The following is a 26,332-nucleotide window of genomic DNA, read 5'->3' as shown; positions in this document are numbered from 1 at the left end:
TCCAATTCAAGCTAAAAGTAGACTTTAAAAGCCATAATTAGGCTTTTAAAAAACAATAAAACCAAGACAGCAAGCACATAAGAAGCCTGAAAAAGCCCTAGTAGTTCGTTATAATCAAGAAAATTCAGTAGTGAGTACCTTCTGTGACCCAATTTCGCCCTTGCATAGACTTACATGATGGCCAAGTAAAACAAATAGTAGGCGGCAGCCTGAATGATAAAGGGGCCACCACTAACTTTGTTAGCTCATATGACAGTGCTTATTACGCAAACCTTTACCGTGAGCATAACCTAACAGGTGGGCATGTTATTGCCCTAGGGGCTGGTAATGAGCAAGCGGCTGTCGCCGCTCTAAAAAGCTGGCCTAATGGCTTGCAGTTTGGCGGAGGCGTAAACAAAGAAAATGCTGCGCACTATCTAAATGCAGGCGCCAGCCATGTAATAGTGACCTCTGCTCTTTTTGACAATAATGAATTCAGCTTTAAGCGCCTAGAAGCGATCAAGCAAGAAACTGGCAAGAACAAACTGATTCTTGACCTAAGCTGCCGCCGCACGAAACAAGGCTGGCAGATTGCAACAAATCGCTGGCAAACCGTTACCTCAACCATCATCGATGCCGCAACATTAAAAGAATTAAGCGCGCACTGCGCTGAGTTTTTAATTCACGCTGCGGATGTCGAAGGGCTACAAGGAGGTATTGATAAAGATTTAGTTACCTTGCTTGGTAAACACTCATACAACCCCACCACTTACGCAGGCGGTGCCCGTAGCCTTGATGACTTGAAACTCGTAAACAAACTTTCGAACGGCAAGGTTGATCTCACCATTGGCAGCGCATTAGATATTTTTGGTGGCAATGGCGTATCGCTTAACCAATGCATAGAATGGAATCAACAGCATAATCATGGCTGATTTATTCACTCCCCTCCTTCAACCCTCAGGCAGTCAGCCTGAGGTACACAACTTAGGGGATGGCATATTTCACATCAAACAATTCGCACCCAGTGAATTATGTTTACATTTAATTTCACTTATTACAGAGCAAGCACCGTTACGCCAAATGATGACACCAATGGGCCATCTTACCCAAGTGAAGATGACCAATTGCGGACAATATGGCTGGATCTCAGATTCAAATGGCTACCGTTACAGTCCTATCGACCCTACAAGCCAAAAGTCATGGCCCGCCATGCCTGATGCACTTTTAAAAATTCATAAAGAAGCTTGTGAACTTGCCGGTTTAACCTCATTCAAACCCGACGCTTGTTTAATTAACCACTATGATATTGGACTCGCTATGGGCCGCCATCAAGACAAAGACGAATTGGACTTATCATGGCCAATTGTCTCTATTTCCATCGGCTTACCTGCCGTGTTCCAAGTTTTTTCAATGCAACGAAATAGCCCAGCTAAAAATATTCTATTAGAGGATGGCGATGTTATTATTTTATCAGGCCAATCGCGTTCATTTTATCACGGTGTAAAACCCATCAAAGCCGACATATTACAACCCAACCTTTCACAGCGCTTTAATCTCACCCTGCGTAAAAGCCATTAATCAGCTTATCCATATTAATACAATGCCTAAACACCTTATTCATTACCTAGCCAACGTAAAAAATTAAGCCCTGAGCATACCAAAGCGCACAACAAACTTACGCACATTACATTTAGCAGTAATAACCGTCTCAACCCTCTACGAACAACCTTCTGTATCTCATCAAGCGCCTCATAGTTCTTAGACTCGCATATAACTAACTGATATAGACAACCTCCCTCAGTTTTTATCTTTTTAAAGTTTTGTAAGTAACTGATTTACAAAGTATTACAAATATTTACATGAAAACGAAATTAACAGAATTTTTTATATAGCTTAGTGTTATTTCAAACAAACCCAGATCACAAATATGCTGAGAATTAATTGAGAGGCCTGCATGAAATTATTAAGTACGCTCTGCATACTGCTTATACTGACCGCCTGTAGCGACGGTTCGAGCACAAGTGAGTTACTTGAGAATGCAAAAGACATTTTAGATCAGCACGCCTGCTTAGAAGGCACGTGGCAAGCAGATACTCAGTTCATCAATATAGATGGTCAAACCTATTCCATCGCACCAAGCCAAACATTTATTATTATTACCGAACCTAAAGATATTAGTGAATTCGTCAATCTAGGCGAAGATTCAATTAATTATGCAGGTTTAAAACTAAGAACATGGATCAGTGAGAATAACCAAACCACTGATGCAGTCACGGAGTCTTGGGTAGCTACGTTAACCAGTGAAAACAAAGCAACATCGGGTTCATTAAAATTAATTGATAGCTGCATAACTGAGTATGAGGGCAAGGTTAATGAATCATCTACTCCGCAATGCACAGACGAAACCCTCACCACGACCACTCATGATTTAATACTCGACTGCACTGATAATGCAAATAGCCTTAAGATTTCGAACACTAGCATGGCAATTTCATTTCAACGAATTCATGATAATTCGAGTATTGCTAACTTTAATACAGATACCTCTTCGCCTATTAATTTGGATGCAACATTAGACAGTAAAGAAGAGATTCTAAATACAGATGAAATATTAGCCATTATAAAACAGGCATTCCCAGGGTTAAGTGAGTTAGAAATACAACAAAAGCTCGGTCAAGCTTTAGCTTCAAACTTCATATCACAAGGGGATGAACCAGCACTGCCTTTAGCCGCGCCTAATGACTCAGACCAAGATAACGACGGTATAAATGATGATATGGATGCCTTTCCTAATAACCCGTTAGAGTGGAGTGATTTAGACAGCGATGGCATCGGTGATAATAGTGATGATGATATAGACGGCGACACATACTCAAATAACAACGATGCATTTCCTAGAGATATAACTGAGTGGGCTGATCTAGATAACGATGGCATCGGCAATAATAGCGACAATGATATAGACGGCGACACACACTCAAATAACAATGATGCATTCCCTAACGATGCAACAGAATGGGCTGACTTAGATAACGACGGCATCGGCAATAATAGCGATAACGATATAGACGGCGACACACACTTAAATAACAACGATGTATTTCCTAACGATGTAACAGAATGGGCTGATCTAGATAACGATGGAATCGGCAATAATAGCGATGATGATATAGATGGTGATACCTATTTAAATGATAATGACCTGTTCCCGATCGATGCCACAGAGTGGGCTGACTTAGATAACGACGGGGTCGGCAATAACAGTGATGGCGATATTGATGGTGACGGTTATTTAAATGAAGATGATATTGCGCCACTGGATCCTACACTACCTGAATCTAGCATATTAATGTTTGTACAAGATTTCGATTCATTTGAAAATGGTAGCAGTTGGTATTTAACTGATTTCAACTTACCTGATAGCCCTAATAAATCTGACTATATACATGATGGCGAAATTTTATTCGATCTACAATGGACGAATCGAACTCGTAAACTGCTTGCTGATGCACTTGGATATGAGCGCAGCGAGATGACAAAAGCATTAGCCAACCTATTATGCCCTCCTAAAATAGAAGTGGGTCGCGCAAGCACTTACCAAGCAGGTACATCTGATAATATGATTGCTGAATTAGACAGCGATCTATATCACTGCAATATCAATGGTAATGAACCGGCTTCCGTTAAGCTGCGCTCTTTCATCCCGACACAGGTTGGCTATCGTTATCGCTTAAGTGCTGCTTATAGTATGCGCACTTACAATAACCAACCGGCTAATGCATATCGTCATTTTGTCATGGGCTTTGCAGGCACGGTGGAGCACTTCCCACCCGCCTTTAATGATTTTGAAAACGTAAACATAGAAATTACAGCCACTAACAAATTCAGCAGAATGATATTATTAGATAATGGGCTGCCTGATAGCTACGGCATATTAATCGACAACATTCAAATCGAAAACTTAGGCAAAGTGGCTCACTATAATGTTTGCTCTACAATATTCGCACAAAATTCAAAGGGCTTTAAAAAATGCATTAAGCAAGAAGTAGATACCAACCAAATTTGTGAAATTGAAGCTATGAGCATAAATTATCAGCCAAACAATGTAGCCCTTTCTCGAATGCACACTGAAAATTTATTTTTACAAGAGCCCGCGACTACAAGCCATATTAATTTTGTAAGCCTAGGTAAAAACGGAAAATTAACCACACGCTGCTTAATTGATGGCTATCCTGCTTTATTCCCTATCTACAACAAACGATTATCGCTAAATGAAATCTCATGGGGCAACGTCACAGCTGAGACTTACCCAGAGCAAGGACGCATTTCTGTCAAATTAAGTAATTGCTTAGAAGACGAACTCAACGGGCGCATCCAGCTTGGTACAATTAATACCAGCGAATACTTTACTTATGATTTTACGCACAATGACACAGGCCTATCTTACGAAGGCTGCCAGCTAAAACAATTAATCATCAAGGATAAAACCCCTAGCAGCAGCCCTTCTAGCGACGGTATTGATTTAAACTCACTTAATTTTAGTGATATTGAATAACCGCATAAGACACATAATTATTGTTAGAAAGTAAAAAACAACCCAAGTACGCATCCTAGAGCAGCCGTCCACACCAGTGTTCTCAGTACACCTTTGTTCGCCATATATAAAAAACCATAAACAATCCTTAATATGATATACGCTATCGCTAGGCTATTAATCATATTTTGAACACCCTGCATTTGCTGAGCAATAATCACCGCAGCCATAAAACCAGGAGTCGATTCATGAGTATTTAATTGCGCCCAATTTGCTCGCTTACGATAACCGTCGAGCGAATCCAAATACTCTCTAGGCGCCAAATTAGCACGAGGACCAAACCTGCCAGTGAATTTAGCTAAAGACGTAAACAGCAGTGGTAATACAATGGCGGTAAACACGCACCAATAAGCAATCGTCATTTGTATTCCTTTTTATTTTATTATTAAAAATGATCAATCAAACTATCAAATATCACTTCATCAGCCAAGTAATCATTTTTTCCTCAAAAATTAACGACTCATAGAATAAAAACTCTGACTTATTCTATGATATATAAAACGCTTGAAGTTACGTCATTCACAAAACATGGCACATGATTTTTTGAAATCAAAAATAGAAATGAATATTAGTTATTCCAATAAAGCAGAAAATGAATAGGTTGAATTTTGATGAATCAGAAAAGTTAAGATTATAAGGGCTGGTCAACGCTTTGATTATTACACATATAATTAAAATACTGGCCCAATTTAGCCAGTATTTTATTGCAAGTAACCAAGGCGGTTATATCTGTAGATTAAAGTTTATTTTTCATACTGCGAAAGGCTTTGATCAAACCCGCTGTTGAAGCATCAAATTTATCCTCAACTCCCTCTTCCGCTTCATTCAATAATGCTGAGTGCACTTGGTCGCCCAACTGCTTCCCTAATTCAACACCCCACTGATCGAAGCTATTTACACCCCAGATTTGACCCTGAACAAACACCTTATGCTCATAAAGTGCAATTAATGCACCTACTACTTTTGGGGTCGCTTTATCAAAATAAATGGTATTACTTGGTCGATTCCCTGGGATTTCTTTTTGGGCAGCCAACACATCGAGCTCGGCCCCGCTATAGCCTGCACTTAATAGTTCACTTTGTGCTTCTTCTAACGACTTCCCCTGCATCAAAGCTTGGCTTTGACTTAAGCAATTACTAACAAGTAATTCATGGAAATGCTCCACAGGATTATGAGTCATCAAGGGTAAAATAAAATCGCATGGCGCAAACTGTGTTCCCTGATGTAATAACTGGTGGTACGCATGCTGACCATTACTGCCAACGCCACCCCAGATAATCGGGCCAGCTTGATAATCAAGTTTAACACCATTGACGTTAACCGATTTACCGTTACTCTCCATATCCAATTGCTGAATATGCGCAGGCAAGCCACGTAAATAATGATCATAAGGTAAAATCGCGTGACTCTGCGCATCAAAAAAGTTCACATACCAAACACCTAATAACCCCATAATTACAGGCATATTCTCTTCAAAAGGCGCTGTCTTAAAATGACAATCCATTTCGTACGCTCCTTGTAGAAGCTGACGAAAATTCTCATGTCCAATTGTTAACATCAAAGGCAGGCCAATCGCACTCCAAAGTGAATAACGACCACCAACCCAATCCCACATTGGAAAGATATTATCTTCACTTATTCCAAATTCTTTGGCTTTTTTGACATTGGCGGTAACCGCAGTAAAGTGACGCGGTAAATCACTGTCCTTACCGCCATTATCTAAAAACCATTGACGACACTCTGTTGCGTTTTTTAGGGTCTCTTGGGTACCAAAGCTCTTACTTTGTACAATAAATAGAGTGGTTTCAGGATTTAAATCTTGAAGAACTTCCGTTAGGTTTGACCCATCAATATTGGCCAAATAATGACAATTAATTTTTTTACCCCAATAAGGTTTTAACGCTTGAGAGGCAAGCTTAGGGCCTAAAAACGAGCCGCCGATTCCGATTGATACCACATCGGTAAATGGCTTATTACTAAACCCCCGCCAATGCTGGTTTCGAATACGCCAGCAGAACTCTTTCATACGTGTAAGCGTTGCTCTTACCTCAGGCATCACATCTATACCATCGACAAATACAGGTTCGTCTGAAAAATTTCTCAACGCAGTATGAAGAGCAGGCCGCTGTTCGCTTCGATTAACTAATTGACCTTCAAACATTGCGGTAATCGCTGACGGCAATTCACGAGCATGAGCAAGACGTAATAAAAGGGGGATTGTTTTGTCGGTTATGCGATTTTTTGAGTAATCAAGGTTCAGATCAGCGGCAAATAGAGTGAAATCATGGAATCGATCAGGGTTATCAATAAATTGTTCACGCATCTTCAGCGGCAATATATCTGTAAAATGCGTCTTTAAAGCTAAATATTCAGGTAAAGATGTCAAAAGGCTAAACGCCGGATTATCCATATATCCACTCAATTTTATAAGTGTTAAGACACCCTATTATAATTATTCAGGGTGATTAACTTGTTCTCTTAATTCTTTACCAGGCTTGAAATGTGGAACGTACTTACCTTTTAAATGCACGGATTCACCCGTTTTAGGATTACGACCCACCCTAGGATTACGAAAATGTAATGAAAAACTTCCAAAGCCTCGAATCTCGATTCTATCGCCCTGACTCAATGCTTGTGACATTGTGTCCAGGATGGTTTTAACAGCCAGCTCGATATCTTTATTCGATAACTCTGGATGTTTATCTGTAATACGCTCTATTAGCTCAGATTTTGTCATAGAAGGGCCACTCCCTTATAAATTACATAAATCAGGCTGCCAAGTTGTACATCTTAAAACCAGCTTATTTAGCCACTTTTCAAACTTTGCCTTATTTTTATACAGGATACAAGCTAAGTGGCTGAATTTATTGATGAATTCGCATTTTAACTTTATAAAGCTAAATACTTTTAACCACTTCGATTATTTCAGTTGTAGAGATAGAAGGGGTTCTTGCCAAATACTTAACATCACAGAAACGCTTCATATCATCAAATTTTCCAACCCAATCATCACCCATAACCAAGAGATCCGCATTGAATTGCTGAATATACTCACCCTTTAGCTCTAATGACTCTTCAACAAAAACCTCATCAACAAATTTTAACGATTGCAAAATTTTGATGCGATCTTGTTGACTATAAATAGGATATCGCTTCTTTTTTTTAAAATTTAATTCATCAGAAGACACGCCTACAACTAAGTAATCGCCTTCTAATTTTGCTCGCTCTAAAATATTTACATGACCGACATGAAATACATCAAAGGTGCCAAAAGTAATAATTCGTTTGGTCATAAATCACTTATATTTAAGCAAGTACTCAACAATACGCTTACTTGCATCTCCATCCACAACGCCAACTAATGACAATGTATGCTTAGATCTCTGGGCAGAATATTGCTCTGGATAGTCTATTTGAGACTCTACAACTTTTTTTAACTCACGGTAAGACTTAGCATGAACAGCAATATCAGCGTATTTATAAAGATCTTGATCCATTCTCTTTTTAAAACGAAACTTCAAAATACCACGATAGCCCCAACGCAATTTTAAAAAATCACACCATACAACCGGCTTATCTAACGCCGCAAACTCAAATAAAGTAGAGGATGCATCGCTAATTAACACATCAGAAACAGCCATAAATGGAAGTATATTTGACTCTTCTTTAGGCGCTAAATACACATTATCGTAACAAGACCAGTGCTCTAATAAAGACTTTTGCTTCTTATATTTTAAAATTGAAAGTGAGAAATAGTGAGGCTTTAAAATGATATTATAATCTTCAAAATCCTCAGGAAAAGAACGACTAAAGCATTCAATACTACTAGGATAAAAGGTTGGCGCGTAGAGAATCGTCTTTTTAGCGTCGTCTAACCCATAATCAGAAGGCTTTAGTTTAGATAACTCACCATTAACGGCAGGGTCTAATTTTGCGTACCCTGTATCAATAAAGACTTGTTCAGGGTACATATTTTTCAAACGTTCAGTTCTATAAGGGCCTTCAACAAAGCGAACATCAGTATGTGTGTCAGATACTGTATAATAACAAGCCTTCGGCCCAACTCCATGACTAATTAGGGCTGTTTTTGTCTGATCTGAAAGCAGGTTGATATCATCGAAACTATTTCCAAGTATCAGCCAGTTAGGCTTCTGCTTCATATAAAGAGTCACTGCATCACTATAATTATTAACCCGAACTACCGAATCATTTGACACCCCAGCATCAGCCAGTATAGAAGGCATGGCCTCAGAAACACTTGAATGCAATACAAATACACAGCTAATACCATGCTTACCCAATTCTTTATTAATAGGCATATACTGGGGCAGATAGTACAATTCTTGTACATCAAAATAAACTTTCAATTTTACACCCTAACTTCCTATCGAAATTGTTACTATAATAGCTGAGTTTCAACTTAAACATGATATAAATGAAAGAAACGTATTAAAATAAATACTCTTAAATGGTAATTACATGCTTCTAGAAAAACTTCTTTTCAAACTTAAAAAAAGACAAAAACACCAAGCAATTACCAAAATTACCGATACCTACATGTCCTTAAGTACACCAACAATCAATACAATTGATCTATTAACTAAATACGCACACCCTAACAAGCTTTACCAATGGCTAGGAAAACACAAAGATAACCTCTCTAACAGCAATTACTCTAAATTTCTTGCTATCATAACGGCATCCGATCAGGAAAAACTAACAACCCCCAAGAAACAGCTAAAAATAGCAGTATGCATTAGTGGTGAACCCAGAACCTTTGAACACTGCATAAGTTCATTTCATCGATTTTTTCATGGACATAAAATAGACATTTTTATAGCCAATAAATCACATGCAACCTCAAGTATTATCAGAGAAAACTATTCACCTAAATATTTACTAGAATATTCAGATAATGACTTCAACGAGCTTGAAATAAAAGGCATCAAATCCTTTGGGTTCCTACATTTAAAGCATAATGTAACAATACCCGTCGCTAATACAAATATATATCCAATGTGGTTTGGCATTCAAAAAAGCTTTCATGCATTAAAAGAGAACACGCTAAATATCAAAAAATATGATGCTATCTGCAGATGCCGATTTGATACATTTTTCAGGAAGCAACTTGAGCTAGAATCCTTTTCGAAATCCACTGTATTTATTGACCCAAACTACAATGAACACGGAGGCTACTCCGATCAATTTGCTATAGGTAATCCTGAATCAATGGAGCAGTACTTCAACCTTTATGACTGGTTCCCTAAATCTTTTAGCTACGACTTCGGAAAAAAAGGATTTCTTCCAGAAAGAATACTGAAAGAATATCTAGAAAACGTATGCAAATTAAAAGTCATTAATCATGATTTCGAAACACGCTTACTTAGACATGAATTTACGTCACTTAAAAGCCATGAAATCCCAATAAAAAGTAATTTGACTAATCTAGCTAGAAACAAAAATATACAGGAATACATAAAATTAAAATTCCCCGAGCTATATTCAAAACAATAGCTTAGGGTTATTTAATATCGCCTCATATTCAGATGGAATACCACTGAATATGACATCATCTAAACCTATTTGATGGAAAGTAATATTCATACTGGCTTCTATCAATAAATTGTACATTGGTGCAACGTAATATTCGCCACCTTGCAAAGAACTTGTTTCAATCTCAGAGAACTTTTCAAAAAACTCATTAAATAAATCGACTCGCTTAAAAAAATAAAGCCCTGTAGAGCAAAGAGTTGAAATTCTTACTTTTTCAGTTGTCCTAGCCACTTTATTTGTCCCTAGAATAGGTTCAACAAATGACCAACCCTCACCTTCACCTTCAAATACCTCTAGATAACCCATAACATCATCATCCATTTCAGGTATACGATAACCATGCCTTATCGTATCAATATTAAAAATAATCAGGTTATCATCAAGTTTTTTACTTCCCTTAATGCCAAGATAAACAGTTTCTGCCTGTCCTCTTGTCAATGCGCTTAATACTTCAACCCTATACTTCTGCACACCTAGTACTTTGCAACGAGTCTCTACAAAATTTTTCTCATCGCATGACCGCACAATAAAAATAAAACACTCAGTATGAAAGTAATACTCAAAACTAGAAATACAATAATCAAACAAAGGCTTGTGATTAATTTCAAGCTGATATTTAGGCTTACTATATCCAGCCTTTAAAAAGCGAGAGCTTTGCCCTGCCATAGGTATAACGATCATTATTTTAAATCTTCGTATTGAATGTATAAACGGTATGCATTAAGCAACAAAGCCAGCTGCCTAGAGGAGCTATCTGAATGCAAAGGAACCATAGATAAGAACAAAAGTATTGTGTGAATATATGCTTCTTTTGTCGAAATTAACAAACTAAAACTGGACTCTAAAAATAAGTCCTTAATCGAAACCTGCCGCTCATCAACATAAACTAAGAAATCGAATTCATTATTCCCATGATTGGTAATTGCATAACGACCAGCAACAATTAAATCATAATATCCAACAATTGAGTGAAAAAATTTCGCACAATCATAGCGTAGATCTCCATACACAGTCGAAGTTTCACCATCAAGCGTTCCTCTAGGATCAATTAATTTTATTGAACCCACACGGAAATCATACATTATATTACTAAAACAAAAATCACCATGCATCAGGCACTGAAAGCTATCTTTAATTATCACATTAGAAATTAACATTTCAGCTAGACCTGAAACTGACGGCAAGCTTTTACCATTAACAACAACAGGTAAATTTATATCAAGTGCCTCATCTAAAGCAATCAATTCAATTCTAGATAGAGCTTTATCGACAAGTAAAAGCTTAATGCTAGCATTTATATCTTCTGTAGGCTTGAAACTAGACGCTTCTTGCAAAAATTCATAGCTAGATAAAAAAATTTTTGTCCAAACTTTATCAGGAAGCCTTCCATGAACGAACAACTCACTAAGAGTAGATAGATACATATACTCAGTTTCATAAGAGACCCCTGTGTCTTTTTTATTCTTACCAAGATAAACAGGCGTATACAACCTTAATTGGCTAGGTATATTTTCAAACCAGCTCGCCTCAGCAGCTAACTTAGAATCAACCTCGCTCTTCTTTAAAACGCGCCTATTTTGAATTCTTAAAGTGTTAAAGCTTCGCTCAGTAGTACGTTTAGCTTTTGAATGAAAATAAGTGTGCAAATGTCCAAAATCCAACCAATCAGAAAATTCAATCGCATTCATCCTATTATTCTTTGCATATTGAGTCAAAGCACTAAAGAAAGAACCGTTTGAATTACTTAACGCTTCAAAAAAATCAGTCACACTTGATAGCTTAAACCAACCGCTGAGGACTCCAGACGAAAGATCTACACTTTCAACTCCATCAGTAAATTTCAGTTCATTACCAATGCCAATAGCAACTCCCCAAGGATAGTATTCTTCCTGATATCCAATTGAATAGACATCATCTTGACTTGAAATTTCAGGGAATAACGTATCCCCAAATAATATACATAAACAAGCTTGCTTCTTGCTGCCCAGAACCTGAGACAAAACCTGCACTAAGGACTCTCCAAGTGCCAAATCTGAATCAACTTGTATGACGGTAACACCAGCTCTGCTAAGCCAATATTGATCATAAACTGGAACTTCAAAATCACATGGCAAAGTTAAAACTATTTCCTCTTGGAGACCCTTTAATAATGAAACTTGATGTTCATACAGCCTACGATTCCCAACAGGGAGAAAAGCAGGAGGAATCCGCCCCAATTCTGCAGCCATCTCATCTTTAATATAATTTCCAGAAGCAATAATAATCACTTTTGAGTCTCATTATTAAGCAACCTTTGAATCTCCTCATAAGAATACTTAGCAAACTCAGATGGCCGTATTGATTTATCATCAACGTAAAATCCTTCCGTACCACACCAGGGCTTTCCCGTGTATATTTCATCGTATGGAATATTATTATCTTCTAACCATTTCAATATTACAGGTAAAGTATTAGCATTAATCTTTCCAACATTACCATCATATGTGCGCATATTTCGACTAGTATTAATCACAATTTCAAAGCCTAAATCCTTATATTCATGCAGTTTTTCAACTACGTCATTATTAACACCCACAGCGGTATAATCTCCATCAAATCCAGATGTAATTGTGTCATCTAAATCCATCACTAAACGCTTCAAATTAAATTTCCAAATTAATTTTTTTATCAAATTCACAAAGATGACTTTGCTCTATTTTATTCTGCATCCCCTGCCATGCACCGGGCAACAGGTATTCCTTAATGAGATAGGTAAAAAATGCAAGCCTCAACTCAGCTAAAGGCTCAACGACATCGACCTCACTTAAATAGCTAATAAACTCCTCTTTTGATGTGCACACATCGGTTAATCCAGCTACAGAATAGCAAGCACTTCCCAATACAATTACCCTCTTAGAAAGTAATACAGCCTCAATACCCACACTAGAATTTAATGTAATTACAGCCTGAGCATTTTCAATCAATTCTTCAGTATTATTATTTACAAATATAATTTTTGGGTTTTTACAATGTAGTTCTGGATACGTCCTTACATCAGACGGATGCTCCTTAACCAAGAAAACAGGGGAACCCTCCCCCATCACGTCAATAGCACGTTCTAGTAAACGATAAAAAGCTTCCATTGAATTCACTCTCGGTGAATTAATAATAACCTGACTATCGAAATTCACTTGAAACGGTACAAAAAAATAGTCTTTTGATAAGTCAAATTCCTTAAAAACTAAAGACTCCCTTTTTTTGTGTGGTTTTCTTGCAACGAGTGTTTTATCGATATCAACTAAATCAGTGCCACTCAAACTACGGTAATAATCTAAATAAAAATTAGGATCGCTAGGCAGAGATGAATGTGAATTGACACCGGAGAAATCCATTGTCGTTGTATTTGGCAGCAATCCATTTTCAAAATAGGCTATTTTAATACCGAAACCTTTTGCTGCTGCTTTTATTGCCATTTCAGGCAAACGATGCCCATTCCAAATACAAATTATTTTCGGCTTCTTTTTCCCAAAATAATAACGAAATTTTAAATAGATAATTGAAAAATAAAAAATTGAAAAGAACCTATATGCACTAAAAAAAAGTTTGCTTGGTAAATGGCTACCGTATTTTCTGTATTTACGCTCTAAATGAAATGCAATACCTTCATCAATTATTGATCGCGTCAATCCGGTATTAAATAACTTAAAGCCATAGCCTGGGAAATGTGTAGCAACTAAAGCAGTAAAACCTGTATTTTCAGCCAAAGACTGATAATAGCGATATTGCGAACCTCTTGATGAGATAAATAGCACATCTAAACTCAATGTTTACCTCCTCTACTAGTAGGGATAAATAAGTATTAATCATACCTTATTTCATTTATAAGCCATAAAAAAACCCAGCTTAAGCTGGGTTTTTTTACAACTAAATAGCTAATGAGTTAACTATTAATCGTTTTGAGACTTAAGCTGTTCTTTGATCAAATCACCAATGGTGGTTGGACCCGCTGCTTCAGGCGCTGCTTTTTGGCCGTGAGCTTTAACTACTTCTTTCTCTTCTACTTCGTCTTTGCTCTTAACTGAAACTGCGATAGTACGGTTCTTACGATCAACCATAATGATCTTAGCTTCAACTTCATCGCCTTCTTTCAACACATTACGTGCATCTTCTACACGGTCTTTGCTAATTTCAGATGCTTTAAGAGTCGCTTCAACACCTTCCATAATTTCTACAATAGCTGCTTTCGCATCTACAGATAGAACCTTACCTTTGATGATGGTGCCTTTATCGTTTTCTGCTACGTATTCAGCGAATGGGTCACGCTCTAGCTGTTTAACGCCTAGAGAGATACGCTCACGCTCAGGATCGATAGAAAGAATAATCGTTTCTAGCTCATCGCCTTTCTTGTAGTTACGAACGGCTTCTTCGCCAGTTTCGTGCCAAGAGATATCAGATAAGTGAACTAGACCGTCGATACCGCCATCAAGACCGATGAAGATACCAAAATCAGTGATCGATTTGATCTTACCGCTGATTTTATCGCCTTTGTTGCATTTGCTAGAGAACTCTTCCCAAGGGTTAACTTGACACTGCTTAACACCTAGAGAGATACGACGACGCTCTTCGTCGATATCAAGAACCATAACTTCAACTTCATCACCAACTTGTACAACTTTAGATGGGTGAATGTTTTTGTTAGTCCAATCCATTTCAGATACGTGAACAAGACCTTCGACGCCTTCTTCAAGCTCTGCGAAACAACCGTAGTCAGTAAGGTTTGTAACCTTAGCTGTAACTTTGGTGTTTTCTGGGTAACGAGCTTTGATTGCAACCCAAGGATCTTCGCCAAGTTGCTTAAGACCTAGAGATACGCGATTACGCTCACGGTCAAATTTAAGAACTTTAACTAGCGTCTCATCACCAACGTTAACGATTTCACTTGGGTGTTTGATACGCTTCCAAGCCATATCGGTGATGTGTAGAAGTCCGTCAACACCACCTAGATCTACGAACGCGCCGTAGTCAGTTAGGTTCTTAACGATACCCGTCACTTCTTGACCTTCTTGAAGGTTAGCTAGCAACTCATCACGCTCTTGGCTGTTTGCAGTTTCAAGAACAGCACGACGAGAAACAACAACATTGTTGCGTTTCTGATCTAGCTTGATAACTTTAAATTCTAATTCTTTACCTTCAAGATGCGCAGTATCACGTACTGGACGAACATCTACCAAAGAACCTGGTAGGAACGCACGGATAGTCGCTACATCTACAGTGAAGCCGCCTTTAACCTTACCGTTGATTACACCGGTAACAACATCTTGCGCTTCAAATGCTTTCTCAAGTTCAATCCAAGATTCAGCACGTTTTGCTTTTTCACGAGAAAGTTTCGTTTCACCAAAGCCATCTTCAACCGCTTCAAGTGCAACAGGAACTTCATCACCAATTTTAACTTCTAGCTCGCCTTTGTCGTCAAGGAACTGTGAGCGTGGAATTACCGCTTCAGATTTCAGTCCAGCGTTAACGATTACCCAGTCAGAGTCGATATCAACAACAGTACCAGTAACGATACTGCCAGCTTGCATATTAAGCTCTACAAGGGATTCTTCAAAAAGATCAGCAAAAGATTCAGTCATTAATTTACCTAAAAGGTTCTCAACCACTACGCCAGTTAGTGGGTCTGTTTTAAATAGCACCTGACACACCGTTTCTGGCAAGGTGTGTCAAATGCAAATAGATATGGGCGCGAATTGTACAGCAGAAAGTAAGGAAAACCAAGTAATTAGCCATCCAAGGCAAATCACTCAATCATACCCAGTAGCTGCTCGCTAAACTTATGTTAAATCAAAGGAGACTATTGCGCTTCAGTTCAGTCATCACAATGTCCAACACCTGATCGATACTCATATTAGTGCACTCAACTACAAGTGCATCTTGGGCAGGTTTAAGAGGAGCGATATCACGATTCATGTCTCTCTCATCGCGCTCTTGTATTTCAGCTAATATCTTAACCACATCAGCATCAAACCCTTTTTCCTGTAATTGCAAAAAGCGACGCTTCGCGCGCTCTTCTGGAGAGGCTGTTAAGTAGATTTTTACTGGCGCATTAGGGAACACGACGGTTCCCATATCCCTACCATCGGCTACAACACCAGGTGACTGTGCAAAATCACGCTGGCGCTCAAGCAGCGCCTGACGCACCTGGGGCAATGCCGCCACTTTACTGGCCATTGAGCCTACTTCTTCTGTTCGAATATCTTGACTTACATCCTCTCCCTCTAAAATAGTTTTAACCAAACCATCTTCTTGAGGGATAAACTGCACATCCAAGTGCTTAGCCAAAACCGCTACCGATGCTTCATTTTCAAGCTCAACACCATGCTTTTGAGTCGCAACCGCAGTCAACCGATATAACGCGCCACTGTCTAAAAGGTGCCAACCTAACTTTTTGGCAACCATATAACAAATTGTACCTTTACCGGCCCCACCAGGGCCATCCACTGTCAATACAGGTACCGACTTAACCTGACTCATGCTGCATCCTTATAGTCATCACACTGACCTGTTATTCTTTTTACACCCATAAACCAATATAAATCAGGGTGAGCGATATTTTATGACTCAACAACCACATTCATACCACTGTTACATGCCAATTCAATAAACCCTGGAAATGACGTTGCCACGTTAGCACAATCAAGCACTTTTATTTGCTTAGAAGCCCTCAAAGATGCAATTGCGAAAGACATTGCGATGCGGTGATCATGATGAGTGACGATTTCACCACCACCAAACGCCCCACTGTCGCCAAAGCCGTTAATAATAGCACCATCCTCCGTGCCTTTAATATCAACACCCAAAACCTGCAAGCCATCAACCATGGCCTGTATACGATCACTCTCCTTAACACGCAATTCTTCAGCGCCAGTTAAAACGGTTTGACCTTGAGCACATGAAGCTGCAATGAAAATAGCAGGAAACTCATCTATCGCTAGCGGCACCTGATCTTCGGGAATATTAATACCCTTAAGCTGCGCATGACGAATGCGAATATCGGCAACCGGCTCCCCACCTACTTCGCGTTGATTCAACAGCTCTAAATTTGCACCCATTAGCTTTAAAATATTAATAATGCCTATACGAGTTGGATTAATCCCCACATGCTCTAGGGTAATATCACTACCCGGTGCAATACTCGCTGCTACCATAAAAAAAGTCGCAGAGGAGATGTCAGCAGGAACATCAATATTAGTAGCCGTAAGCTCACCACCAGATTCAACCGTCACAGTATCACCATTAACTTCAACGTTATAACCAAACCCTTTTAACATACGCTCCGTATGATCCCGTGTTGGAGCAGGCTCAGTAACCACTGTTTTTCCATCTGCATATAAACCGGCCAATAGTAGGCATGACTTAACCTGAGCACTTGCCATTGGCAGCGTATAAGTAATTCCGGTAAGAGGTTTTGCACCCCTTATCAACATAGGCGGACGACCCTCAGCCGCCGTCTCAATTTGCGCCCCCATTTCTCGCAATGGGTTAGCCACACGATTCATCGGACGACCTGATAACGACTCATCACCTGTCATTTCCACATCAAATGTTTGACCAGCCATCAATCCAGCCAACAAACGCATAGACGTGCCTGAATTCCCTAAGTATAAAGTATTAGGTGGCGCCTGCAGGCCATGTAAGCCTACACCGTGAATTGTCACACGACCTCGATGAGGGCCTTCTATTACAACCCCCATATCACGAAAAGCTTGTAACGTAGCGAGGCTATCTTCCCCCTCTAAAAACCCAGAAACCTCAGTGGTCCCATTGGCAAGAGAGCCAAGCATAATCGAGCGATGGCTAATGGATTTATCACCAGGCACTCGAAAAGTTCCAGTCAGGCTGCCACCTGGGCTTGCTATATAATTAATTTGTTGGGTTTTCATAGGTTCCACATAGGCTCTGCGGGCCAAAATTTTAGAGAAATGATCACGTGCCCAACCTTGGCCCGGGTAAAAACACCCATCATGGTTGTACTGTCTGATTCAGCCACTGCTTGTCTTAGATTTCCCAAATCATGGGTAAAGAGATCTAAAGCGTCAAGCACAGCCTGTTTATTTGCAGTAAAGATGTCGTGCCACATTTTGGGACTGCTCGCCGCGATTCGAGTAAAGTCTCTAAATCCACCTGCGGCATAATTAAATATTTCTTTATTTTCATGATTATGCGCTAACGTATCAACCAATGAATACGCCAGCAAGTGCGGCAAGTGACTGGTTGCCGCTAACACTTCGTCATGGTGCTCAACATCCATCAATTCAACTTTAGCACCAGCAATCTCCCACAAGTCAGCAATGACCCTAACCGCCTCTGAATTGGTACTTGGCAGTGGTGTTAAAATAACTTTATGGTTTTTAAAAAGCAGACTATCAGCAGCCTGAATGCCACTTTTCTCGCTTCCAGCAATAGGATGACCAAGAACAAAATTAGGGAGATCAAAACCAAAAACATCACGAATATCTTCAGCTACACAACCTTTCACACTCCCCACATCAGTAAGCAGTGCACTTTTTGATAGCCCTGACTTAATCTCGACCAATATATCGCGAACAGCCAAAATAGGAACTGACAAAATAATAAGATCAGCACCCACTACCGCTTCTTTTGCGCTTAAGCTAAAACGGTCAATTATACCAAGTGCCCGAGCTTGTTCCATTGAGTCAATATTACGATCAAAGCCAACAACGTCTAACCCAGCACAATGCACTCGCAGTGATTTAATCCAAGAGCCTCCGATGAGACCCAGACCAATAATAGCAACCGTCGAAATAGAATGCGCCATTACCCTGCCAACAAGCCTTTTAACTCCAACAAAAATCGTTGATTTTCTTGTTGCGTACCAATTGAAACACGCAAGTAATCTGGCATTTCATAATTAGCCACAGGGCGAATAATCACACCTTTTTCCAATAACCCTTGGAAAATACTCATGGCTCGGCCAGGAATTTCGAAACAAATAAAATTACCGACTGAAGGTATCCAATTTACATTTAACTGATCAAAACCCGCCTCCAGTTGCGACATGCCTTGATCATTTAATTCTTTACTTTGACGCACATAACTCTCATCTTTTATACAAGCCACGGCTGCGGCCAATGCAAGTGAATCAACATTGAACGGTGGGCGTACGCGATTCATCAAATCCGCAAGTTCTTCACTACTTACACCAAAACCAACTCGTAATGCAGCTAAACCATAAGCTTTTGAAAATGTACGAGTAACAACTAAATTAGGGTGGGCAGACAGGTAATCAATGCCATTAGGGTAATCCGACTTATCAACATATTCAAAATAGGCCTCGTCCAATAAAACAATTACATGACTCGGAACCTTAGATAAAAAGGCATCCAGTTGAGCCTTAGAACTATAAGTACCCGTTGGATTATTAGGATTTGTAACAAAGATTATTTTTGTTTTATCGGTAACCGCTTTCGCCATAGCCTGAAGATCATGACCCCAGTTTTTAGCCGACACCTGAACAGTTTTACCGTTTTGCATTTGCGTAACCAAACTATAAATAGCAAATGCATGCTGAGAAACGATCACTTCGTCTCCTGGATTTACAAACGTTTTGACGATAAATTCAAGTATGTCACTGGAGCCATTACCAAGTGTCAGCTGTTTAATTGAAACATTTAATTTATCACTTAATGCTTTTTTTAATTCAAAACCATTACCATCCGGGTAACGGGTCAGACCCTTTAGTTCTTTCTCGATCGCCACAAGTGCCTTGGCACTTGGCCCCAAAGGGTTTTCATTACTTGCTAGCTTTACGATATCTTCAGGGTTCAAATCAAATTCACGAGCAAGCTCATCAATTGGCTTTCCTGGCTGATAGGGACTTAATTTTTGAATACCTGAAACGGCGTACTTTGAGAAATCAACTTTCATTCAATTATCGCGAAAAACGCGTCCACCTATTAGTAATAAAACTATAAAACGGCTTTAGGGTACGAACCAAGAACTTTTAAATCTGAAGCAGCCATACCAACCTTATTCAGCACAGCTTGAATATTAGGCTCTTCATGATGCCCTTCAAAATCTATAAAGAAATTATAATTCCATGCACCACTGCGAGATGGTCGAGTCTCAATACGAGTTAAGCTCACATCCGCCTTATGAAAAGGCTCTAACACGTGATAAAGCGCGCCGGGCTGATTTCGGCTTGATACCATAATAGAAGTCTTATCATCACCACACGCCTGAGTTTCGTCAATCCCGATAATCAAGAAACGTGTTGTATTATCCGGCATATCTTCAATATTACTTGCTAAAGCAGCAATCTCATATAATTGAGCCGCGGCATCACCTGCAATAGCAGCAGCATTAGACTCTTTAGCAGCGCGCCTTGCCGCCTCTGCATTTGAGCTCACTGCAACACGCTCAATATTAGGCCAATGAGTATCCAACCACTGTCGACACTGAGCTAATGATTGCGGGTGACTATATACTTTTTGGATTTGATCTTTGTCTTCATTGCTCAAAAAATGATGATGTATACGCAAAGCTACCTCCCCACAGATCTGCAAAGAAGATTCCGCAAAACTATCCAAGGTATGAGTCACAACACCTTCAGTCGAGTTCTCAACAGGCACAACGCCGTACTGAACAGAACCAGCTGCCACTTCACGGAAAACATCCGAAATTGAAACTTGGCTTTTACACCGCACACTGCTTCCAAAATGCTTTAATGCCGCAGCCTGTGTAAACGTACCATCAGGACCTAAAAAAGCGACTTTTAATGGCTCTTCAAGCGCCAAGCAAATTGACATAACTTCACGAAATAAGCGTGCCATATCTTCATTTGCAATAGGCCCCTTATTACGCGCCATTACTTTTCGCAGCACCTGAGCTTCACGCTCAGGTCGATAAAATTGAATCGCCTCACCATTGGCATATTTTTCTTTTACATGAGCTACACTCTGTGCACACGCTGCACGCTCATTAATCAACTGCTGAATATTCTGATCAAGGGCATCAATTTGATCGCGCAGTAAACCCAGTTCTTTTTCTTCACTCATTACGAAAAAATTATCCGTTTTGACTAGCAAATTCTTGCATGAATGCAATCAATGCATCCACAGCATCTTCTGTCACTGCATTATAAATACTGGCTCGCATGCCACCAACGCTCCGGTGACCTTTAAGGTTCAGCAAGCCCTTAGCATTCGCTTCTTTTAAAAACTGAGAATCGAAAGCTGCATCTTTTAATGTAAATGGCACATTCATTCGAGATCGGTTATTCTTAGCCACAGGATTACCATAAAAGCCACTACCGTCAATATATTCATAAAGCTTACGCGCCTTACGATTATTGACTTCAGCCATATGTTTAACGCCACCCTGCTGCTTCAACCAATCAAACACCAAACCAGCCAAGTACCATGAATAAGTTGCTGGCGTGTTGTACATAGAGCCATTATCAGCTGCAACTTTATAGTCCATAGCAGTAGGCGTACCTGCAATCGTATCACCAAGTAAATCATCACGGACAATGACAATACACAGGCCAGCCGGACCTATATTTTTTTGCGCGCCGGCATATATCAAACCAAATCTTGAAACATCTAACGCTTCACTCAAAATACTAGAAGAAAAATCAGCCACCAAAGGCACATTCCCCGTATCAGGAATGTAATCAAATTCAACACCCCCAATGGTTTCATTCGGCGTATAGTGAACATAAGCCGCATCAGGATTCAAAACCAATTGAGCCTGCGAAGGCGCATAACTGAAATTATCATCGGCAGAACTTGCAACAACATTCACATCACAATAACGCGACGCCTCTTTAATTGCTTTTGCTGACCACTGACCGGTATTGATATAGTCTGCCGATTTTTTACCACGCAACAAGTTCATTGGTATCATTGCAAACTGAGCCGTAGCACCACCTTGCATGAACAACACTTTATAATTAGCAGGAATAGTCAGCAAATCGCGTAAATCTTGCTCAGCCTGAGTCGCAATCGAAACATATTCATCACTACGATGAGACATCTCCATCACAGAAAGGCCTTTACCATTCCAATCCAGCATCTCATTTGATGCCTTGTCTAACACATCAACTGGCAACGCCGCAGGGCCTGCACAAAAATTATAAACTCGAGACATACATCAATTTAGGCTTACGCCTTACCCTTCATAAATTTCAACAACAATTAAGACCAGCGACGCGACTTAATCTTTGATTTAAGTTTTTCTTTATGTCGATGAAATGATGCCACCAACAACGCCATCATTAAACCAACAAAGCCGCCTGCTACACATGCAAAGGCCATAACTAATAATTTTTTAGGCTTGATAGCACCTACAGGGGCAATCGCTTGCTCATCAACAACAGCCAAACTCACTTTTGCATAGTCAATTTCAAGGGAATTTAACTGATCAATTTTAAACAACAAGCTTGGTAACTCATAAATAAAATGATCTTCACCATAAGGCAGATCTTCTGCTAACTCCTGCCGCCCTTTGATTGCCTTATCTTCAGCACGCAACGCCTTCATACCAAACATATAAAGAGGTGGTTGGTATGCACCTACAATTTCACTTTTACTAAATAAGGAGTGTGTTTGACCAACTGCCTGAGCAATAGAATAAGCCTCATTCAGCATCAAACTTCGGCGTGCCTTATCACCCCTATATTGCTCACGCAATTGCATTGCATCATACTCAAACTTACCCAATTGAGCTGCAATCTTACTATCAATGGTGTTCTTAATATCGCCTAACTTAGCAGCAAGTGAAAACTCCGTGTATGCATTTAATAAATCAGCTGCTTTTTGTGCATCTGGCAATTCGAAATTCACCTGAAGAAACGTTTCTACATCCTTATTACCCGATACTTTTGATGAAAAAAGCTTATCAAAATTCGCAAAATTCTGCGCCTCCGTTAAATCTTCCTCATACACCCCTTCAACAGACTTTATTTCATCTAAATAGGCCTGATAAAAATTACGACGATATTCCTTTGACAAGAGCGCTGAACGCGCATCGGAAAATGCCTCATCCACTGTTTTAGAATAAATAGCTTGAGCTTGAGGCACTCCGTCATCACCACTATAAAGATGCAGAGCAAATTGAGGCGCATTCAATTCAACCACACTATTTGCAGATGCAGGCTTAATTACAACTTGGGTATGGAATATTTCAGTCGCCTTAAACAAATACAAAGCTGCAAGCAACACACATGCAAAAAAGCCAATAAACACCCAAAGTTTTTCTTCAACTATGTCATCCCAAAGATCAAACAAATCGATCTCACCGTCTCTTATAGAATTTATATCTGAAGTATCAGCAACTGTTTTTTGCTCTTCAATCATTCATTTGCATCCTTTTGCACATCATTACCCGTATCAATTTCAGAGGCATCAATTTCTTCGCTATCCGTAAGTAAATTAGTATCAAGATCGTCATCAACGTCTAAGATCGGCGCAACACCCACCAAGCGCTCACCTTCCTGCACTTTGATCAAGGTAACACCCTGAGTATTACGACCCAGTGTCGACACCTCACTTACACGAGTACGAACAAGGGTACCCTGATCACTAATGAGCATAATCTCATGGCCATTATGAACCTGAACCGCACCCACTAATTTACCGTTACGATCATTCACGACCATACCAATAACACCTTGGGTGCCACGACCTTTTGTTGGGAATTCTGCGATATCAGTGCGCTTGCCGTAACCTTTTTCACTGGCCGTTAACAATGTACCGCCCTCTTCAGGGATAATTAAAGAGACTACTTTCTGGCCATCCGCTAATTTAATACCACGCACACCACGGGCAGTACGACCCATCTTACGGACATTTTCTTCTGCAAAACGAACGGCTTTACCACCGTCACTCATCAATAGAATATCTTTCGTACCATCAGTAATAGCAGCGCCCATCAAGGTATCGTCGTCATCCAATTCAAGCGCAATCAAACCACTTGAGCGTTGACGCGAGAACGCCGTCAAATCAGTTTTCTTAACCGTACCTTTTTCGGTGGCCATGAAAATATAATGACCTTCAGTATATTCACGGATCGGCAGAATGGTGGTAATTCGCTCATCAGCCTCAAGCGGCAATAAGTTCACAACCGGGCGACCACGACTTTGACGCGACGCAACCGGGATATCATAAACTTTCAGCCAGTAAACCTTACCGCGATTACTGAAACACAAAATCGTATCATGAGTACTGGCGATCAATAGATGCTCGATAAAGTCCTCATCTTTAATAGCAGAAGCAGATTTACCACGACCACCACGTTTTTGTGCTTGGTAATCCGTAATCGGCTGAATTTTCGCATAACCGCCGTGAGACAAGGTAACGACCATATCTTCTTCAGCAATCAAATCTTCTAGCGTTAAGTGACGACGAGTTGCTACAATTTCAGTACGACGCTCATCACCATATTCACTACGAATATTTTCTAGCTCTTCACGAATCACACCCATTAGCCGCTCTTGGCTCGCCAAAATATCCAAGTATTCGGCAATTTCTTCAACTTTGATTCTGTATTCGTCAATCAGTTTTTCGTGCTCTAAGCCCGTCAACTTCTGCAAACGCATATCCAAAATAGCTTGCGCTTGAACAGGTGACATATAGTACTGGCCATCGCGGAAGCCATACTGAGCCTCTAGATGGTCTGGGCGACAAGCATCAGAACCGGCACGTTCAAGCATTTCAAGCACATCACCTGGCTGCCAAGGGGTGCTCACTAATTTCTCTTTCGCTTCAGCAGCACCTTGTGAAGACTTGATCGCAGCAATAACAGGATCAATATTTGAAAGCGCAACTGTCAGGCCTTCTAAAATATGCCCACGCTCGCGCGCTTTGCGCAATTCGAAAATAGTACGACGCGTAACCACTTCGCGACGATGGCGAACAAACGCCTCAAGCATATCCTTAAGATTGAGGATTCTTGGCTGCCCATCAACCAAGGCTACCGTGTTAATACCAAACACAGTTTGTAATTGCGTTTGTGCAAACAAATTATTCAAAACAACTTCAGGCACTTCATTACGACGCAGCTCTACTACAATACGCATGCCGTCTTTATCAGACTCGTCACGCAACTCAGTAATGCCGTCTAATTTTTTATCTTTTACAAGTTCCGCAATTTTTTCGATTAAGCGAGCCTTGTTCACCTGATAAGGGATTTCAGTAAAAATAATCGACTCTTTACCGTTTTTATCATCCATTTCAAAGTGATGGCGAGCACGCATTTGCACACGACCACGACCAGTACGATACGCTTCAACAATGCCGTCACGACCATTAATTAAAGCAGCCGTTGGAAAATCAGGGCCTGAAATATACTGCATCAAATCATCAATGGTTAAATCAGGATTTTCAATAAGTGCCAAACAACCATTCAGTACTTCTGTTAGATTGTGTGGAGGAATGTTTGTCGCCATACCAACCGCAATACCGCTAGAGCCGTTAACCAGCAGGGCTGGTACTCGTGTTGGTAAAACATCAGGAATTTGTTCAGTACCGTCATAGTTATCAACGAAATCGACGGTTTCTTTATCAATATCGGCCAGCATTTCATGGGCCAATTTATTCATGCGCACTTCGGTATAACGCATTGCAGCCGCGCTATCACCATCCACAGAACCGAAGTTACCTTGACCATCTACCAGCATGTAACGCATCGCAAATGGCTGGGCCATACGAACAATCGTGTCATAAACCGCACTATCACCATGCGGGTGGTATTTACCGATTACATCGCCCACAACACGGGCAGATTTTTTATAGGCCTTGTTCCAGTCATTACCTAAAACATTCATTGCGTGTAAAACACGGCGGTGAACAGGTTTTAAACCATCGCGAACATCAGGCAGAGCTCGGCCTACGATTACACTCATGGCGTAATCCATATAGGACTGTTTCAGCTCGTCTTCAATATTAACGGGCAGGATCTGTTTGCTTAAATCACCCATGCAGGCATCCTTTATTCTTCCGCCAATTTACTCGGCGTTATTGTTATATAACAAGAGCCACTCAAATAATGAGTCTAATCACTCTCTTATCGGCGCTCTTGCAGGCCCCAATAAAGCCTGCCACTTTACCATAAATGAAAGTATTACCACTAATCAAAAGGGCCAAAAATCTGGCTTTTCAGTTATACTGGCAGCACTTTACTCAATTACGTTCACTTTTTAATCAAAGG

General features: G+C 40.0%; 20 protein-coding genes and 1 pseudogene. 4 read left to right on the top strand and 17 right to left on the bottom strand.

Annotation, left to right across the window (positions count from 1 at the left end; translation table 11 throughout):
• Positions 1–143 precede the first annotated feature (143 nt).
• The 3 genes from hisA to ACU6U9_RS04815 all read left to right on the top strand — a co-directional run bounded on the left by hisA (position 144) and on the right by ACU6U9_RS04815 (position 4,534).
• Complete coding sequence (gene hisA / locus ACU6U9_RS04825) at positions 144–911, top strand: phosphoribosylformimino-5-aminoimidazole carboxamide ribotide isomerase (RefSeq protein WP_446733928.1); 768 nt, start codon at positions 144–146, stop codon at positions 909–911.
• Complete coding sequence (locus ACU6U9_RS04820) at positions 904–1,557, top strand: alpha-ketoglutarate-dependent dioxygenase AlkB (protein WP_446733927.1); 654 nt, start codon at positions 904–906, stop codon at positions 1,555–1,557. Before hisA ends, ACU6U9_RS04820 begins: the two co-directional genes overlap by 8 nt.
• Positions 1,558–1,933: 376 nt before the next feature.
• Positions 1,934–4,534 (top strand): hypothetical protein, encoded by a 2,601-nt coding sequence (locus ACU6U9_RS04815; RefSeq protein WP_446733926.1) that lies wholly within the window; start codon positions 1,934–1,936, stop codon positions 4,532–4,534.
• A gap of 23 nt (positions 4,535–4,557) precedes the next feature.
• Here ACU6U9_RS04815 and ACU6U9_RS04810 read toward each other — a convergent pair whose 3' ends face one another.
• From ACU6U9_RS04810 to ACU6U9_RS04790, 5 genes are all read right to left on the bottom strand, one after another.
• Positions 4,558–4,935 carry an MAPEG family protein gene (locus ACU6U9_RS04810; protein WP_446733925.1) on the bottom strand — a complete coding sequence of 126 codons (378 nt, stop codon included), beginning with the start codon at positions 4,933–4,935 and terminating at the stop codon, positions 4,558–4,560.
• Between the two features lie 374 nt (positions 4,936–5,309).
• The gene (pgi, locus tag ACU6U9_RS04805; RefSeq protein ID WP_446733924.1) at positions 5,310–6,983 is read right to left on the bottom strand and encodes a glucose-6-phosphate isomerase; all 1,674 of its coding nucleotides are present in this window, start codon (positions 6,981–6,983) and stop codon (positions 5,310–5,312) included.
• 42 nt (positions 6,984–7,025) lie between these two features.
• The gene (ihfB, locus tag ACU6U9_RS04800; RefSeq protein WP_446733923.1) at positions 7,026–7,310 is read right to left on the bottom strand and encodes an integration host factor subunit beta; all 285 of its coding nucleotides are present in this window, start codon (positions 7,308–7,310) and stop codon (positions 7,026–7,028) included.
• Between the two features lie 160 nt (positions 7,311–7,470).
• On the bottom strand, positions 7,471–7,866 hold the full coding sequence (locus ACU6U9_RS04795; protein ID WP_446733922.1) for an adenylyltransferase/cytidyltransferase family protein: 396 nt from the start codon (positions 7,864–7,866) through the stop codon (positions 7,471–7,473).
• Between the two features lie 3 nt (positions 7,867–7,869).
• The gene (locus tag ACU6U9_RS04790; protein ID WP_446733921.1) at positions 7,870–8,940 is read right to left on the bottom strand and encodes a CDP-glycerol glycerophosphotransferase family protein; all 1,071 of its coding nucleotides are present in this window, start codon (positions 8,938–8,940) and stop codon (positions 7,870–7,872) included.
• 112 nt (positions 8,941–9,052) lie between these two features.
• On the opposite strand from ACU6U9_RS04790, the gene ACU6U9_RS04785 reads away from it, so the two are divergent.
• Positions 9,053–10,087: a hypothetical protein gene (locus ACU6U9_RS04785; protein ID WP_446733920.1), complete on the top strand. Its 1,035-nt coding sequence runs from the start codon at positions 9,053–9,055 to the stop codon at positions 10,085–10,087.
• Here the strand turns inward: ACU6U9_RS04785 and ACU6U9_RS04780 are convergent.
• The 12 genes and pseudogenes from ACU6U9_RS04780 to gyrA all read right to left on the bottom strand — a co-directional run bounded on the left by ACU6U9_RS04780 (position 10,076) and on the right by gyrA (position 26,102).
• Positions 10,076–10,807: a capsular biosynthesis protein gene (locus ACU6U9_RS04780; RefSeq protein ID WP_446733919.1), complete on the bottom strand. Its 732-nt coding sequence runs from the start codon at positions 10,805–10,807 to the stop codon at positions 10,076–10,078. The two genes, ACU6U9_RS04785 and ACU6U9_RS04780, sit on opposite strands and share 12 nt — an antisense overlap.
• Entirely contained in the window at positions 10,807–12,393 is a 1,587-nt protein-coding gene (locus ACU6U9_RS04775; RefSeq protein WP_446733918.1) for a hypothetical protein, read from the bottom strand. Before ACU6U9_RS04775 ends, ACU6U9_RS04780 begins: the two co-directional genes overlap by 1 nt.
• Positions 12,390–12,803 (bottom strand): capsular biosynthesis protein, encoded by a 414-nt coding sequence (locus ACU6U9_RS04770; RefSeq protein ID WP_446733917.1) that lies wholly within the window; start codon positions 12,801–12,803, stop codon positions 12,390–12,392. Before ACU6U9_RS04770 ends, ACU6U9_RS04775 begins: the two co-directional genes overlap by 4 nt.
• Entirely contained in the window at positions 12,769–13,929 is a 1,161-nt protein-coding gene (locus ACU6U9_RS04765; protein ID WP_446733916.1) for a capsular polysaccharide export protein, LipB/KpsS family, read from the bottom strand. Before ACU6U9_RS04765 ends, ACU6U9_RS04770 begins: the two co-directional genes overlap by 35 nt.
• Before the next feature lie 123 nt (positions 13,930–14,052).
• Positions 14,053–15,738: a 30S ribosomal protein S1 gene (gene rpsA / locus ACU6U9_RS04760; protein ID WP_446735055.1), complete on the bottom strand. Its 1,686-nt coding sequence runs from the start codon at positions 15,736–15,738 to the stop codon at positions 14,053–14,055.
• Positions 15,739–15,946: 208 nt separating this feature from the next.
• A complete protein-coding gene (gene cmk, locus ACU6U9_RS04755) occupies positions 15,947–16,636 on the bottom strand; it encodes a (d)CMP kinase (protein ID WP_446733915.1) in 690 nt (229 codons plus the stop codon).
• 80 nt (positions 16,637–16,716) lie between these two features.
• A pseudogene (locus ACU6U9_RS04750) lies at positions 16,717–18,941 on the bottom strand (bifunctional prephenate dehydrogenase/3-phosphoshikimate 1-carboxyvinyltransferase).
• Positions 18,941–20,050 (bottom strand): histidinol-phosphate transaminase, encoded by a 1,110-nt coding sequence (hisC, locus tag ACU6U9_RS04745; RefSeq protein ID WP_446733914.1) that lies wholly within the window; start codon positions 20,048–20,050, stop codon positions 18,941–18,943. The pseudogene ACU6U9_RS04750 and the gene hisC overlap by 1 nt, the downstream one beginning before the upstream one ends.
• A gap of 41 nt (positions 20,051–20,091) precedes the next feature.
• Complete coding sequence (gene pheA / locus ACU6U9_RS04740) at positions 20,092–21,180, bottom strand: prephenate dehydratase (RefSeq protein ID WP_446733913.1); 1,089 nt, start codon at positions 21,178–21,180, stop codon at positions 20,092–20,094.
• Between the two features lie 10 nt (positions 21,181–21,190).
• Positions 21,191–22,273: a 3-phosphoserine/phosphohydroxythreonine transaminase gene (gene serC, locus ACU6U9_RS04735; protein ID WP_446733912.1), complete on the bottom strand. Its 1,083-nt coding sequence runs from the start codon at positions 22,271–22,273 to the stop codon at positions 21,191–21,193.
• Positions 22,274–22,320: 47 nt separating this feature from the next.
• Positions 22,321–23,481 (bottom strand): Wzz/FepE/Etk N-terminal domain-containing protein, encoded by a 1,161-nt coding sequence (locus ACU6U9_RS04730; protein ID WP_446733911.1) that lies wholly within the window; start codon positions 23,479–23,481, stop codon positions 22,321–22,323.
• Positions 23,478–26,102: a DNA gyrase subunit A gene (gene gyrA, locus ACU6U9_RS04725; protein WP_446733910.1), complete on the bottom strand. Its 2,625-nt coding sequence runs from the start codon at positions 26,100–26,102 to the stop codon at positions 23,478–23,480. The genes ACU6U9_RS04730 and gyrA overlap by 4 nt, the downstream gene beginning before the upstream one ends.
• Positions 26,103–26,332 lie beyond the last annotated feature (230 nt).

The sequence above is a fragment of the Pseudomonas sp. HK3 genome, from assembly GCF_052920985.1.
This window is presented reverse-complemented; position numbering and strand designations above follow the sequence as displayed.